The 13,779-nt window shown below is 69.2% G+C and carries 12 protein-coding genes, 3 tRNA genes and 1 pseudogene; 4 read left to right on the top strand and 12 right to left on the bottom strand.

All coding sequences use genetic code 11. The annotated features are described in order from the left end of the window. Nucleotides 1-38: 38 nt before the first annotated feature. A complete protein-coding gene (locus FMP39_RS10065) occupies nt 39-644 on the bottom strand; it encodes a phospholipid-binding protein MlaC (protein ID WP_141589724.1) in 606 nt (201 codons plus the stop codon). Between the two features lie 55 nt (nt 645-699). Next, nucleotides 700-2,451: a TolC family protein gene (locus FMP39_RS10060; protein WP_194858332.1), complete on the bottom strand. Its 1,752-nt coding sequence runs from the start codon at nt 2,449-2,451 to the stop codon at nt 700-702. A 247-nt stretch (nt 2,452-2,698) separates the two neighbouring features. Here FMP39_RS10060 and FMP39_RS10055 point away from each other — a divergent pair, with 247 nt between their 5' ends. Beyond that, on the top strand, nt 2,699-3,622 hold the full coding sequence (locus tag FMP39_RS10055) for a class I fructose-bisphosphate aldolase (RefSeq protein WP_026114127.1): 924 nt from the start codon (nt 2,699-2,701) through the stop codon (nt 3,620-3,622). Nucleotides 3,623-3,684: 62 nt separating this feature from the next. Here FMP39_RS10055 and FMP39_RS10050 read toward each other — a convergent pair. The 6 genes from FMP39_RS10050 to FMP39_RS10025 form a co-directional block, all read right to left on the bottom strand. Further along, nucleotides 3,685-3,757: transfer RNA gene (locus tag FMP39_RS10050), tRNA-Ala, on the bottom strand. Between the two features lie 79 nt (nt 3,758-3,836). Continuing rightward, nucleotides 3,837-3,909, bottom strand: a tRNA-Ala gene (locus tag FMP39_RS10045). A 56-nt stretch (nt 3,910-3,965) separates the two neighbouring features. Further along, the gene (locus FMP39_RS10040; protein WP_026114128.1) at nt 3,966-4,367 is read right to left on the bottom strand and encodes a hypothetical protein; all 402 of its coding nucleotides are present in this window, start codon (nt 4,365-4,367) and stop codon (nt 3,966-3,968) included. A 56-nt stretch (nt 4,368-4,423) separates the two neighbouring features. Next, complete coding sequence (locus FMP39_RS10035) at nt 4,424-5,710, bottom strand: RsmB/NOP family class I SAM-dependent RNA methyltransferase (RefSeq protein ID WP_141589759.1); 1,287 nt, start codon at nt 5,708-5,710, stop codon at nt 4,424-4,426. 101 nt (nt 5,711-5,811) lie between these two features. After that, nucleotides 5,812-6,486 carry a response regulator gene (locus FMP39_RS10030; RefSeq protein ID WP_141589722.1) on the bottom strand — a complete coding sequence of 225 codons (675 nt, stop codon included), beginning with the start codon at nt 6,484-6,486 and terminating at the stop codon, nt 5,812-5,814. 102 nt (nt 6,487-6,588) lie between these two features. Further along, a tRNA-Leu gene (locus FMP39_RS10025) sits at nt 6,589-6,674 on the bottom strand. Nucleotides 6,675-6,770: 96 nt separating this feature from the next. On the opposite strand from FMP39_RS10025, the gene FMP39_RS10020 reads away from it, so the two are divergent. The 3 genes from FMP39_RS10020 (at nt 6,771) to FMP39_RS10010 (ending at nt 10,652) form a co-directional block, all read left to right on the top strand. Beyond that, nucleotides 6,771-7,514: a M48 family metallopeptidase gene (locus FMP39_RS10020; protein WP_141589721.1), complete on the top strand. Its 744-nt coding sequence runs from the start codon at nt 6,771-6,773 to the stop codon at nt 7,512-7,514. A gap of 399 nt (nt 7,515-7,913) precedes the next feature. Then, a complete protein-coding gene (locus tag FMP39_RS10015; RefSeq protein ID WP_090492562.1) occupies nt 7,914-8,870 on the top strand; it encodes a diguanylate cyclase in 957 nt (318 codons plus the stop codon). A gap of 48 nt (nt 8,871-8,918) precedes the next feature. Next, a complete protein-coding gene (locus tag FMP39_RS10010) occupies nt 8,919-10,652 on the top strand; it encodes a response regulator (protein WP_141589720.1) in 1,734 nt (577 codons plus the stop codon). On the opposite strand, the gene FMP39_RS10005 is transcribed toward FMP39_RS10010, so the two are convergent. The 4 genes and pseudogenes from FMP39_RS10005 to FMP39_RS09990 form a co-directional block, all read right to left on the bottom strand. After that, nucleotides 10,640-11,566, bottom strand: a complete 927-nt coding sequence (locus tag FMP39_RS10005; RefSeq protein ID WP_194858334.1) for a bestrophin family protein — start codon at nt 11,564-11,566, stop codon at nt 10,640-10,642. The two genes, FMP39_RS10010 and FMP39_RS10005, sit on opposite strands and share 13 nt — an antisense overlap. Before the next feature lie 118 nt (nt 11,567-11,684). Next, nucleotides 11,685-12,302 (bottom strand): HdeD family acid-resistance protein, encoded by a 618-nt coding sequence (locus tag FMP39_RS10000; protein WP_194858331.1) that lies wholly within the window; start codon nt 12,300-12,302, stop codon nt 11,685-11,687. Between the two features lie 176 nt (nt 12,303-12,478). Beyond that, nucleotides 12,479-13,405 carry a tRNA (adenosine(37)-N6)-dimethylallyltransferase MiaA gene (gene miaA, locus FMP39_RS09995; protein ID WP_141589718.1) on the bottom strand — a complete coding sequence of 309 codons (927 nt, stop codon included), beginning with the start codon at nt 13,403-13,405 and terminating at the stop codon, nt 12,479-12,481. After that, nucleotides 13,398-13,779, bottom strand: a pseudogene (locus FMP39_RS09990) (hypothetical protein); the annotation flags it as partial. The gene miaA and the pseudogene FMP39_RS09990, both read right to left, overlap by 8 nt.

The following is a 13,779-nucleotide window of genomic DNA, read 5'->3' as shown; positions in this document are numbered from 1 at the left end:
ACCTCGGCCTGGACACGCGACACGGACCGCGCTGGGCGTCAGGGGACCGCGGTCTGCCCCGCGCTCTTCTGCGCCGACGCCGCGTTCTCCTTCTCCAACTGCGTCCGCTTGCTCTTCAGCGTGGACAGCAGGCCGTCGAAGCCCTTGTCGGCGAGCAGCTTGCGGAACTGCCCCTTGTACGTGTCCACCAGGGACACTTCGTCGGTGATGACGTCGTAGATGCGCCACGCCCCGGTCGCCGACGTGCGGTACAGGCGGTACTCGACGGGGATGGCGTCCTTCTTCACCGTCACCGTGGTGCCCACGGAGGCCTCGTTCCCGTCGATGCCCTCCTCGCCGTACTTCACCTGGGCTTGCGCCTGCCCCAGGGCCTTCTGGGCATAGGACGCGCGCAGCAGGCCCGTCATCGTCTCGGTGAACTCCTTGCGCTGGGCGGGCTGGAGGCCGGCCCAGGTCTTGTCACCCAGCGCACGCTTCGCCAGCTCCTCGAAGTCGACGAACTTCTCCACGACACTGGCCAGCGACTGCGCGGTGGCACCGGGCGCGTTGGCTGCCTTCTGCACGTCCGCATTCCCGGATTGGACGACCGTCAGTGGGCCGGGCGCGGCGGCAAGCAGGGTGGCGGCTAGCAGGGACGCAATCATTCAATGGGCTCCGAGTGATGAAAGGACGACAGGGAAGACTGTGGTGAGCGCATGGTTATTCACCCGGAGCCAGCGGCGCCCCGGTTACCCGCGCGAGGGCGGCCATACCTACCCGAACGTCGTGCCAGCTCTTGCCTTTGTCACCTGAAGCCTGGGCATAGGCCGTGAAAGCGTCCACCAGGTCACGTGTGTCACCGGTCCCCAGGTCGAACGCGGTGAAGGCGGCCGTTACCCACCGGCGGGCGCTCCGCTCCGCCTCGCCAAAGGCCCGTGCGCGACTCCAGGCGGCCACCAGCTCGCCGTGCACCTTGGAGACCTCCAGGCGGATGCCCGCGCGAATCTGCTTCTCCTGCGCGCGCAGCTTGTCCAGCTCCGCGCGGGCCTGCTCGAGCTGCGCGTTCTTGACAGGAATGTCGAACGTCCCCCGCATCACCAGGCCCACGCCCCCGGTGCGGTCGTTGTAGGGATCAAACGCGAAGGGCGTGCGCTGCCGCGTGGTGCTGGTGGTGAAGCGCACATCATAGAAGCCAGCCAGACCCAGGTCCGGGTAGTAGCTGCGCTCGCGGATGAAGACCTCCTGCTCGCGAGCGGCGATGCCGGCGGCGACGGCCGTCAATTCCGGACGGGACTGCTCCGCGCGCACCAGGGCCTGCTCCAGGCTGGGCACCGGCACGTCCTCTTCGAGCTCCAGGTCTTCTTCCACCACCGTCACGGCGTCTTCGGGCCCCACGTTCGCCAGCAGGCCGATGGCGGCGAGCGCGAACTGGCGCCCCTGCAGGGCCTCCGCCCTGCGCGCTTCGACAATCTGCCGGAAGAAGCGGACCTTGTACGAGTCCACCGCGGACACCTGGGCCGAGTCCTCCTTGAGCAGCCGTTCGATGCGCTGGCCAGCGTCCTCCAACCGCTTCGAGACCTCTTCAATCTGCTGAAGCCCGTTCCGCGCCAGCTGGTAGCCGAAGTACGCCTGCGCGGCCTGGAAGCCGACCTCGTTGCGCGTGCGCTCGCGGAGCGCGGCCCCCACCACGGGCCCCTGCGCGCCCGCCTTCTCCAGCGCCGTCAGCTTGCCGAAGGTGTAGAGCGGCAGCACCGCGTTGCCGGTGGAGAACATCGTCACGCCGACGCGGCCGAAGTTCAGGTCTCCCTTATAGGTGGCCTCCGTGGTGGGCGGTCCACCCAGGCCGTCGTTGCGGGCCTCAGGCGTGGGGCCTCCCGCGCCCACGGTGATTTCGAACTTGGGGAACCAGGCCCACCGCGCCTGTTGATAGAGCGCCTGGAACTTGCGCAGCTCCGCCGTCGCCTCCTCCACCCGGGAGTCCGCCTCGCGAGCCCGCGCCACCAGCTGCGCCAGCGTCAGCGGCGCCCGCCGCGCGGGTGTCTCCTCCGAGTCCGGCGCGCCCGTCACGCCCTCCTTCACCTGCTCCGCCTCGGAGGAGGGCTCCAGGGCTGGCGCGGGTGAAATGGCCTGCCTCCGCTGGGAGGAACCCGGCGTCTCCTCAATCGAGCTGGGCGCGATGCCCGGCGGACTCGGAGGCAGGTCCCGCCCCCCGGTCCCCACGCGCGGCGTGGGCCGCGTCCCTCCTGGCGCTCCAGTGCCAGGCACCGTCGTCGGCGCGTCAGAGCTCGGCGTCCCCACGTCCGGCGCCTCTGGCGCTGGCGTAGCGCCGGGCGTGGAGGGGGCCGGCGTGCTTCCGGTGCCGGTTGAAGGGCTGCTCCCCGTCCCGACCGAGCCGGGGGTGAGCTGCGCTCCGGCAACGCCCGCCGCGAGCATCAGCGCCACTGTCACGCCATGATCCAGGTGTCTGCGCATCAACCCGCCTTGTGTAGCTCCCCAGAGCCGAGAACCTCACGGCGGCGCAGCATGGCCGTTCGGCAGCGGGCCGTCACCGGTGTTGTTCGTCCCACGGCACCGGCCGGAGATTGTGGACGGCCGCGCCGAAAGGCACCGGGGATGTGCACTGTCGTGGAACCCGTGACACTCGCGCACGAAAAGGAGTTGGTAGGACGTGGCGCATGCAGCAGATTGCGCCTGTTCCCGAGACAGAGGATCCCCACACATGCCCCATACCGATCGCGTCAAGCAGATCCTGTCGTGGTACCCGTCTGACAACCCCGGCACGCTGACCAACCTGGCCCGGCTGCTGAACTCCGGCACGCTGGCCGGCACGGGCAAGCTCGTCATCCTCCCGGTGGATCAGGGCTTCGAGCACGGCCCGGCCCGCTCCTTCGGTCCGAACCCGGCCGGCTATGACCCGGACTACCACATCAACCTGGCCATCGAGTCGGGCTGCAACGCCTATGCAGCGCCGCTGGGCTTCCTGGAGGCGGTGGCCGGCAGGTACGCGGGTGAGATTCCCCTCATCCTCAAGGTCAACAACTCCGACACCCTGGCCAAGGTGGCCAACCCCATGTCCGCGGTGACGAGCTCCGTGAAGGACGCCGTCCGCCTGGGCTGCACCGCCGTCGGCTACACCATCTACCCGGGCTCCGGGGCGCGCAACGAGCAGTACGAGGACCTCCGCGACATCATCGCCGAGGCCAAGTCCTACGGCCTGCCCACCGTTCTCTGGGCCTACCCCCGCGGCAACCTGTCCAAGGAGGGTGAGACGGGCATCGACGTGGTGGCGTACGCGGCGCAGATCAGCGCCCAGCTCGGCGCCCACGTCATCAAGGTGAAGCCGCCGCAGGACCACATCGAGCAGGCCGAGGCGAAGAAGGCCTTCGAGAAGGCCGGCATCCCCACCAAGACGCTGGCGGACCGCGTCCGCGAGGTCGTCCGCTCCGCCTTCAACGGCAAGCGCATCGTCATCTTCTCCGGCGGCGAGGCCAAGGGCACCGACGCCCTGCTGGAGGAGATCAAGCAGATCAACGCCGGCGGCGGCTTCGGCTCCATCATGGGCCGCAACGCCTTCCAGCGTCCGCACGGCGAGTCCATCAAGCTCCTCAAGGACGTGATGGCCATCTTCGCCGGCAAGGCGTAGTCCGCTCGGCGGAAAACAAAAAGGCCCGCCAGGTTTCCCTGGCGGGCCTTTTCATTTCAGAGTGGAGCTAATCGGGATCGAACCGATGACCTCTTGAATGCCATTCAAGCGCTCTCCCAGCTGAGCTATAGCCCCGTCTTTTGCTCTGGGTGCAACCTACCGCTTCAAAACAAAAGGCCCACCAGGTTTCCCTGGCGGGCCTTTTACTTCAGAGTGGAGCTAATCGGGATCGAACCGATGACCTCTTGAATGCCATTCAAGCGCTCTCCCAGCTGAGCTATAGCCCCGTCTTTTGCTGCTGAGCCGCTTTGGGGAGCGGCCCGACCGGCGAAGTGGGTGCCTTCTACCGTTTCTTCGCTCCAGGCACCAGAACTCTTTGAGGCCGCGGTGCGTTTTTTTGTTCGTTCAACCGCTGCGCCACTTCCTCCCCTTCCCGGAGGAGGTCGGTGAGCTCACGCGCGTGGGCTTCGACCGCCTGCTCTGCTGCTTCCACCGCCTTGAGCGCGACGCCGAAACCCGCCGGAAGGTCCAGCCGACCCTTCTGGACCTGACGCCAGACGGCTTCGCCCAGCTCCTTGAGCGCCTTCTCCTTCTGATCCTTCAACACGGTGGTGCGAGCGTTCGCCCGGGCCAGGTCCGTGTTGCGCTCCACGGCCTCGCGAAGCTGGGCCAACCGGTCCTGCGCCGCCTGGAAGGCCTCGTTGATCTGCTTCACCACCTCGGACTGCTTCGAGTCGGCCGCCAAGTCAGTCACACTCCTTGAGAAATCAACGATTGCGTAGCGTGCGTTCTCGGAGCCTGTCAACCCGGCCCCGCCCCTGTCCTCCGCAGCCGGGCCGCGAAGAATCCTCCCCCGGGAACCTTGGGAGGCAACGCCTTCAGATAGGGCCCCTGCGCGGCGAGCGCCGCCCGTTCCGCGCCGAGTACGTCCTCGACCGGCTCCAGCGTGAAGTCCGGATGCTTCGCGAGGAAGGCCTCCACCACCGCCTCGTCCTCCTCTGGCATCACCGAGCAAGTCGCATAGACGATGAGTGCACCCAGCTTCGCCTGGCGTGACACCTCATCCAGCAACTCAGACTGCGTGGCCTGGTACTTGGCGATTTCCTGAGCAGTGAGCTTCCACTTCTGATCCGGCTCGCGCGCCAGGGAGCCCGTGCCGCTGCACGGCGCATCGATCAGAAGGACGTCCGCGTCGGACAGCGGAAGCGGATGCGGAAAGGCGACCTGCCGGAGCGAGAAGTGGCGCACGCGCTCACGCGCCTCGGCCAGCCGACGCCGCGAACGGTCCCCGGCCAGCACCTTGCCCCGGGGCCCGACGAAGTCCGCCAATGCCAGCGTCTTGCCGCCCGCGCCGGCGCACACGTCCGCCACGGTGAAGCCCTCCAGCGAGCCCTCCCGGGGACGGCACAACTCGGAGATGAGCTGGCTGCCCACGTCCTGCACCTGGAGCCGGCCGGACTTCATCATCCGAGTCTCGAAGACGCGGTGGCTGGAATCCGTCACCCGCACGGCATCCGGCGCCGCCGCCACGGGTTCGGCGTTGACGCCCTCTTCCTTCAGCGCCGCCAGCACCGCGTCCCGGGTCCCCGGGGGCCGCGCGCGGAAGTGCAGCGACGGCTCCTCATCGAGCGACGCCAGCAGCCCTTCCAGCACATCCTCCGGGTACACCTGGGCCAGACGCTGCACCAACCAGTTGGGGAACGAGTAGCGAATGGCCAGCCGCTCCATCTGGGACTCCGGGAGCGGCGCCTCAGGCAGCGGCTGTTCCACCACGCGCTGGAGCAGGTCGTCCTTGATGGTGCGCGGACGCACGGGCCCCGGCAGCCGGACCTCGGGACCGATGCGGGCCCAGCCCTCCCCACAGAAGATGCGGCGCCAGAGGGCGTAGCGCACCAGCGCCTGGTCCTCCGTCAGCCCCACTTTGCCCATGGTGTGGCCCAGCAACCGGGCCGCCAGGTCCAGCAAGCGCTGGTGCCGGGACAGCTCGCGCACGGCCATGGCGGCGAAGCGCCGCTCCTGGCCGCCCAGGCCATTGGCCTCTCGCAAGGCGTTGGCGAGTGCGGCCTTCAAAGGTTCGCCGCGAAGCACCGCGATGTGCGCTTCGAGTGCCGCCGTCGCACCACGACGGGAAGGACGACCCAGGCGGTCCGGGTCTACGGGCGTTGCCGGCCAGACGGAATCCACGTGCCTCAGCCCTGCCCTTTCAGTCCCACAGCCACAACCAGGCAGCCTTCCGAGCTGCGCATCCGAGGCGCCTGCCCGGCCCCCAGGAAGAAATACCCGGGCGCCGAGTACGACACGTCGTCCACTTCGAGGACACCTTCGACCACCTGAACCCCCACGCCCGAGGGCGTCGGGTGGAACGTCCAGCCGAAGTCGCCGCCGGCCGTCACGGACACCCACATTGCCCTGAGCGCGTCTTCCCGCGCGATCTGAACGTGGGCGCCCCAAGGCGACCAGGCGCTCGCGGCAGGCCGCTGCCCCTGGGTGGCCAGTTGCTCCACGTCCTGACGCAGCGCGATGAAGCGCTCCACCAGGGCGTAGATGTCGTCGATCTGAAACGGCTTGAGGAGCATGGCGTCCGCCACCTGGGGCTGGACGGCCTGGATCACCTCGTCCGGCGTCGCGGCGCTGACAATGGCCACCGCCTGATGACGCTTCCGGGCGGCCTCGACGACCGTCCGGCCGCCCAGCTCGCCTCCGGCGATGCGCAGATCACTGATGACCAGGACGAAGCGCTCGGCCTCGATGGCCGCGACCGCTTCCTCCCCGGTGCTGACCGCGTGGACCTGCGCGAGCTCCGAGATGAGCTCGCCCATGCCTTCCCGCAGGCTCGCGTCATCCTCGACCAGCAACACCCTCATTAACGGGGGACCTCCGCCGCCCCTACCTGCTGGAGCCTGTCCTTTATCAGGACCGGGCGCTTCCAGCGGAAGACCACCTCGCCGGTCCTGCCCTTCGGATGATGGCCCTCCCCGGACTCGAACCGGGACGCGGGGTCAGCCGCAGCGGATTTTGAGTCCGCCTCGTCTACCAATTTCGACAGAGGGCCCCCTGCTGTCGCGACGAGCAGACGTATACCGCGACTTGGTACCAAGTGCATCCGAAGATTGCGGTGATCCACGCACATCGCTAAGAGGGGCCCCCCATGTACAACCTTCTCATCTCCCTCGGTGTGGGAATTGCCGTCGCGCTCCTGGTGAAGGTGGCCGGCTTCTCCATCTGGGCGGGGCTCGTCCCCGGAATCCTGGCCCTCGTCGGCACCTACATCGTGCTCGCTCGTCGGGTGGCCAGCCGCGTCCAGTCGCTGATGACGGTGGTCCAGAAGGACCTCCAGTCCCAGCCCACCAGCCAGAAGGACGCCCAGGCGCGGGTGGACCGGGCGGTGAAGACGCTGGAACAGGGGCTCGTCTACGACAAGTGGCAGTTCCTGGTCGGTCCGGAGCTGCACTCCCAGATCGGCATGCTGAAGTACATGGTGAAGGACCAGGAGGGCGCCAAGGCCGCCTTCGCCAAGGGCAGCGGCCGCAACTACATGGCCAAGGCCATGGAAGGCGCCCTGTACTTCCAGCGCAAGGACTTCGACGCCATGAAGAAGGCGTTCGAGTCCGCCACGAAGAGCGGCAAGAAGGAGTCCATTGTCTGGGCGGCCTATGCCTGGTGCCTGATGCAGAACAAGGACAAGGACGGCGCGCTGCGCGTGCTCGCCCGGGGCGTCGAGCAGAACCCCAAGGACGAGAAGCTCAAGGGCAGCCTCGCCCAGCTCCAGAACGACAAGCGCCTGAAGATGAAGCCGTACGAGCCCACGTGGTGGCAGTTCGGGCTCGAGGCTCCGCCGCCGGTCATGCCCCCCATGGGCGGCCGCCGCATGCAGTTCAGCACCCGACGTTAGCGACCCGTCGCGCGGCCATTGAGCGTCCGCCCGCGCACGGGAATATCTACCGGTTTGCCCCTCAGCGCGCTGCAACGTCTTCCGACCCTGTACAACAGGGCGACGCAGAGGGTGCGCAACCGCCCGGAAACACTCTGACTGCCCTCCCCCACCGAAGGGCATGGTGCTTGCTCCCGCACCGTGCTCACGGATGACGGGGAAAGGCCTCGTCTCGCGGAGCCTGACAGGCTTGGCAGCCGGAGGTCTCGGGTGAAGGTTGTGGGCGTTGGGGTGTGCTTGCAGGACCGGGCGGCGGCGGGTGCGCGTGGGGCGCAGGGGCGTTGGGAGCACACGGCAGGGCGTGGCACCCGAGACTTTCGGCCTGCCATTTCGCAGCAGCCGAGTGAAGCGGAGTGGTGCATGGAACGGCGCGGCCGGACCTCCGAGCGGTCCCTTCTGCTCATCATCGAAGATGACGCACAGGTCCGCGAGAGCCTCGTAGACCTGCTCGCCGTACGCTTCGACGTGCTCGCCGCTCCGGATTCGGATGAGGGGCTGGAGCTGGCGCGGGAGCACCGCCCGGACCTCATCCTCCTGGACAGGTTCCTTCCCAGCGGAGACGGGCTCGCGGTGCTCGAAATGCTCCAGCGAGAGTCGCGCACCGAAGCCGTGCCCGTCATCTTCCTGACGGGCGACGCGGACGAGGCCACGCTGGAGCGCTGCCTGGAGATGGGCGCCGTGGACTTCATCCACAAGCCGGCCAGCGCGCGGGAGTTGCTGGCCCGTATCGACCGGGCGCTGCGCCAGAGCGAGCAGCAGCGCCGGCTGCAAATCCTGGCGCAGACGGACGGCCTCACGGGGCTGGCCAACTTCCGGGCGCTGAGCATCCGGATGGAAGAAGAGTTCCGCCGGGCCCAGCGCTACCAGTACCCGCTGAGCGTCGTCATCATCGACCTGGACCACCTCAAGGCCATCAACGACGGCATGGGCCATGACGTGGGCAACCGGGCGATTCTCGCGCTGGCCACCCAGTTGAAGCACGAGCTGCGTGAGTCGGACTTCGCGGCCCGCTTCGGTGGAGACGAGTTCGTCGCGCTGCTGCCGCACCAGACGGCGTTGGAAGCAGCCGTCTTCGCCGAGCGCATCCGCACCGGGCTGCGCGCCGTCGGCGTCCAGAAGAGCGACGGCCGCCCTGCCCCCTTCGGACTGAGCGTGAGCGTGGGCATCGCCGACCATACCTTCGAAGGGCCCCGCGAGGACACCGAGTCGCTGATGAAGGCGGCGGACGCGGCCCTCTACGAGGCAAAGCGCGAGGGGCGGGATCGGGTCGTCGTGTTCGGCCGGCCCGCGAATTCGCCTCCGGCGCAGCGGCACTGAACGGGGCGAGGTGAGGCAGGCAACGGCGGGGCAGCAGCGAGGGCGCGGATGATGCTGGGGAACAGACTGGCGACAGGTTCGAGGGTGGCGGTGGTGGGAGGCGGCATTGCCGGAGCGGGGCTTGCCGCCTCACTCCTTTTCAACGGGAGGGCTCGCGGGCTGGCGCTGGACGTGCGCGTCTACTCCGGGGGAACTCAGGAGCGCACCGCCCCGCCGGCGGTGCTGACGCCGGAATGCCGCTCACGCCTGGCCGCGCTGGGCTGCCGCATCCCCTCCGAATGGCGTTCCCATGAGCTGCGCGGCGTTGAAATCATCGCCGAGGGCCGGCGCGAGCTGCTGTCCTCCACGCCCGGTGGCCTCTGGGTGGTGGACGGCTGGCCCCAGGGGCTCGGCGGCCTGGAGCAGGTGCGGGACGTGCTCGCCACCGCGGCCAGCGCCCAGGGCGCCCGCTTCCTTCCCCGCCACGTCGAGCGCGTGGAGCGGCAGGCCCCCGCGCCGGATGCGCCCGCCTCCGTGCGCGGCGCGGGCTCGCTGGTGGTGCGCGCCCAGGGCAGTGGCGATCGCTTTCATGCGGTGGCGCTGGCCTCGGGCGCCGGGCCGCTGATGGGTGACGCCTTCTTCAAGGGCTTCCGCCCTGCCCCCACCATCCCGGCGGTGCAGGCCCGCCTGCGCCACGCTTCGCCTCGGCTGGAGCTGGCTCCGGTGGCCCGGCTGTGGATTGCGCCCCTGCCAACGGTCGATGGCCTGTTCCTGCTGCCTGGCGCCAACTCGGTGTACGCGCTGGCCTTCGGGCCGGCGGTGACGCCCGCGGACCTGTGCCAGGTGCTGATGATGGCCGCGCGTGACGGACTGGTGGAGGAAGGCTTCGAGCTGGCGGCCCTGGAGACCACCCGCCTGCCCTACGGACCGGGCCGGACGCTGGTGGCGCCGGGGCAGCTCGCGGTAGGGCCCGCGGCCTTCGGCCACCCGCTCCAGGTGGGACTGTCGGAGACACTGGCTTCGTGCAGCCGCGCGGCGGTGGCGCTGCTCGACGGCGGGTTGGACACGAGCCTCCTGGAGCGCCGCTACGTGCGCGAGGGCCTGGGCGAAATGCTGGAGGACGCCGCCGCGGGAGCCCGGACGATGACCTGGCTGCGCCGAGCGGGGCCTCGAGCGCCGGAGGCCTTCATCAGGGCGAAGGGGCGACGGACGCTGGGTGGCACCTTCGGCGGCGGGGTGCTGGGCCTGAGCGGCCCCTCGCCCATCGCGCTCCTGGGCGCCGCGCGCTGGCAGGGACTCAAGGAGCTGGTGGGCTCCTGGCTGCGCACCACGGTGGAGCCGGTGCCCTCGGTGGTGCCGGAGTTGGAGCCGGACCTCTACTACGTCGTGGATGACGACCCGGACGCACGCGAGGCGCTCACGGCGCTGCTGGAGAGCACCGGAGCGACGGTGGTGTCCTTCGCCGACGAGCTGGCCCTCTTCTGCGCGGTGGCCCGGCGGCCGCCCACGGCCATCCTCCTGGACGTGGTGCTGCACTGGGTGGATGGCCTGCGGCTGGCCGAGGGCCTGAAGCAGCATCCCCTCACCCGGAACACCCGCGTGCTGGTGATGAGTGGCCTCAACCGGCCGCATGTCCGGCAGCGGGCCCTGGACGCGGGGGCGGAGGCCTTCCTGCCCAAGCCCGTGGACCCAGACCGGCTGCTGCGCATCCTCACCGGCCGGGTCCCCGTCCTGGAGCCCGCGCCCTCGCCGCACGCCGCGGACGACACGCGCGAGCCGGCCGCGGACCGCTACGCGTCCTGACCACCGCCGGGAATGGCGACCACGGAGACCGGGGCGTGGATGGCCTCGGCGCTCCCGGGCATCAACGCCTTGAGGTTGCCGCGGATCGTCTCGCAGATCCGCTCCAGCGGCAGGTCGTTGTCGTCGTGGCCGAACGGGTCCTCGATCTCCACGCCAATCTCCTCGATGCCGAAGAAGACGTAGGCGACGACGAACGTGGCCGGCACCGTTATCCAGCCGAACGAATCCACCAGCGCGAACGGCAGCGTGTAGCAGTAGACGATCAACGCTCGCCGCAGGTGCATCATGTAGGCGAACGGCATGGGCGTCTTGTGGATGCGCTCGCAGCCGCCGATGTAGTCGATGAGCAGTTGGACATTCTGGTCGAGCTGCATCTGGACGTATTCGGGGTAGTAGCCCCGCAGCCGGCCCTCATCGAGCACGGCGGACATCTTCTGCGACACCGCGAGCGGGACGTGCTGGCTGCCCAGCACCGCGTCCGCTTCGTCTCGCGGCAGCTCGGAGGCGACGGGGCCCAGGTCGCGCTCCCCCCGCAGTGACGCGGCGGCGGCATAGGGGAAGGCGCTGATCCACCGCAGCAGCGTGCCGTAGAGCCCGTCGTCCCGACGCATGAAGACGCTGGATGCACGGGCCAAGTTGCGCGTCTCGTTGACGATGCCGCCCCACAGCTTCCGGCCTTCCCAGAAGCGGTCATAGGAGGCGTTGGTCCGGAAGACGAGCAACAAGCTGAGCGAGATGCCCGCCAGCGTGTGCACCGTGGCCGGGATGTCCAGGGGCCTGGTGTGATGATGGACCGCGGTGACACCCACGGCCCACAACACACAGACGAGGACCCGGGCCACAATCTCGCGGACCATGGAACCGCGGAGGTAATGGAAGTAGCTCCACCAACGGTGCGGGTCGTAGTCGATCATATTGTCGCGAGGCACATACGCTGCCGCGCCTGCGCGGGGCATGGCAAGCGCCAATCCAGGGGGACACGTGAGATGTGTCCGCCCTGGACGGGAGCCGGTGCCCTTGGCCGCCTGCCCGTCAATGGGAGATGGAGGCAGGCGTCGTCGGACCGCCCGAGCGGAGCACCTTGCGCACGGTGAGGGCGCCCGCCATCAGCGCCACGCCCCGGAAGAAGATGCCGATTCCCACCAGCGTGCCCACCAGCCAGACGGCGGAGATGGGCCACTGCCGCATCACGACGATGCCCAGGAAGATGGACACGGCGCCGTAGAAGAAGTCCCAGCCCCACCGGGGATAGCGGTCCATCACCGAGGTGACGGCGTGAAAGAGCCCGCTGGCGAAGAAGTAGCCCGCCAGCAGCAGGGTCATGGCCCCCAGTCCCGCCGCCGGGTAGACGAGGACGAACAGACCCACGACGACGGAGAGGATGCCGCTGAGCAGGTACAGCCAGAACGGCCCGCCCTCCTTGCGCGTCCGGAAGGCGGAGATGACTTCCATGACGCCTGCCGCGGCCAGCATCGCGCCAAAGAGGATGGCCGACACCAGGCTGGTGAAGAAGGCGGCCCCCAGCGCGACAATCCCCAGCAGCGTCATCAAAATCCCCATGATGAAGGGGCCGCCCCAGGCCGCCGAGGTCACCCTCGGCCTCGAGTCAGGGGTCAGGATTTCCGGTTTGCGTTCATCGGTGAAGGCCATGGTGACTGCTCCCGAAGCGAGTGCACTTCGGAGGCCGAGCCGCCTCGCGTCTCGCCCGCCTGTCGGCAGGCGACAAAGGAACCCGGCACATCCATCGCCAAACTGGGCCCCCGCGTTGGGGCCGACAACGCTCGCTGACGCCGCTCCGTCCCCTGCCCGCCCCGGCCTCCGGGCCGTCAGGGTGAGCAACAGCCGCCGAGCGGAAGCGCCGCCTCGTACGGGGGAGTCAGGAAGACAGCACCGGGCTCCTTCCGGAACCACGTCAACTGCCGCTTGGCGTAGCGGCGCGTCTCCTGCGCGGTGTCGTGAATGGCCTCTTCGCGCGTCATCCGCCCCTCAACGACGGCGCGCGCCTGCACATAGCCCACGCTGCGCATGGGCGCCGCATCGGCGTACCCCCGCGCCAGCAGCTCGCGGGTCTCCTCGACGAGCCCGCGCTCGAACAACATCCGCGTGCGCGTGTTGATGAGCCCGTACAGCACGTCGCGCGGTGGCGACAGGACGTACAGTTGGAAGGGGTAACGGTCCGGCGCGAAGGCATGGGCCTTCCGGAACGCCGAGGCGGGCACGCCGGTCTGCGCATGAATCTCCAGCGCCCGGATGACGCGGACCAGGTCCTGCGGAGGAAGCTTCGCCGCCGTCTCCGGGTCCACCTCCGCCAGCCTCCGATGCACCGCCTCGCGCCCCTCACCGGCCGCCAGCGCCTCCAGCTCCGCCCTCAACTCCGGCAAGGCCCCGGGCGCCTCGAGCACACCGTGAAGCAACACGCGCAAGTACAGCCCGGTGCCGCCCACGACGAAGACAGGCCGGCCGCGTGCGGCAATCTCCGCGATGACGGCGTCCGCACGGCGCTGGTACTCGACAGCGGAGAACGCCTCCATCGGGTCCACGGCGGACACCAGGTGATGAGGCACCGCGGCCAGCTCCTCCTCGGAGGGCTTCGCCGTGCCGATATCGAAGTGACGGTACACCTGCTGCGAGTCCGCGCTGACAATCTCGCCACCAGCACGCTGAGCCAGCGCAATCGCCAGCGCCGTCTTCCCCGACGCCGTCGGCCCGGCAATCACCGTCAACAGTAGCCGCTGCGCTCCACCCTCACCCATTCGCCAACGCTCCCTGAATCACCGCCGCCGCGGACGCATCACGCGCGAACACCAACCGCACGGGCGAAACCTCCGACAGCAACCGTCCCGCCGCGCCAAGCAGCCCACCTCGCCCCACGGGCGTCGCCTCGGGCAGCAGGGCATTGACGAGCAGCATCCGTCCGACGTCGCCAGCGGCCTGCGGCTCCCACCGCGACACGCCGTCCCACGCCAGCGTCCCCACCGCGCTCAGCGCCGCCTCGGCGGCCTGCCCCACGTTCCACGGAGTCCCCGCCGCCCGCCAGCCCTGGCCGGGCTCCGGCCACACGGCCACCAGCTCATCGGACAACACTTGCCCGCCCGCCTGCGCCCACAAGGCCCCCAGCGTGCTCTTC

This window comes from Myxococcus sp. AB056 (genome assembly GCF_006547365.1).
Taxonomy (GTDB): Bacteria; Myxococcota; Myxococcia; order Myxococcales; family Myxococcaceae; genus Myxococcus; species Myxococcus virescens.
Note: the sequence above shows the minus strand (reverse complement) of the source record. Positions and strands in the feature narration are given on the sequence as shown.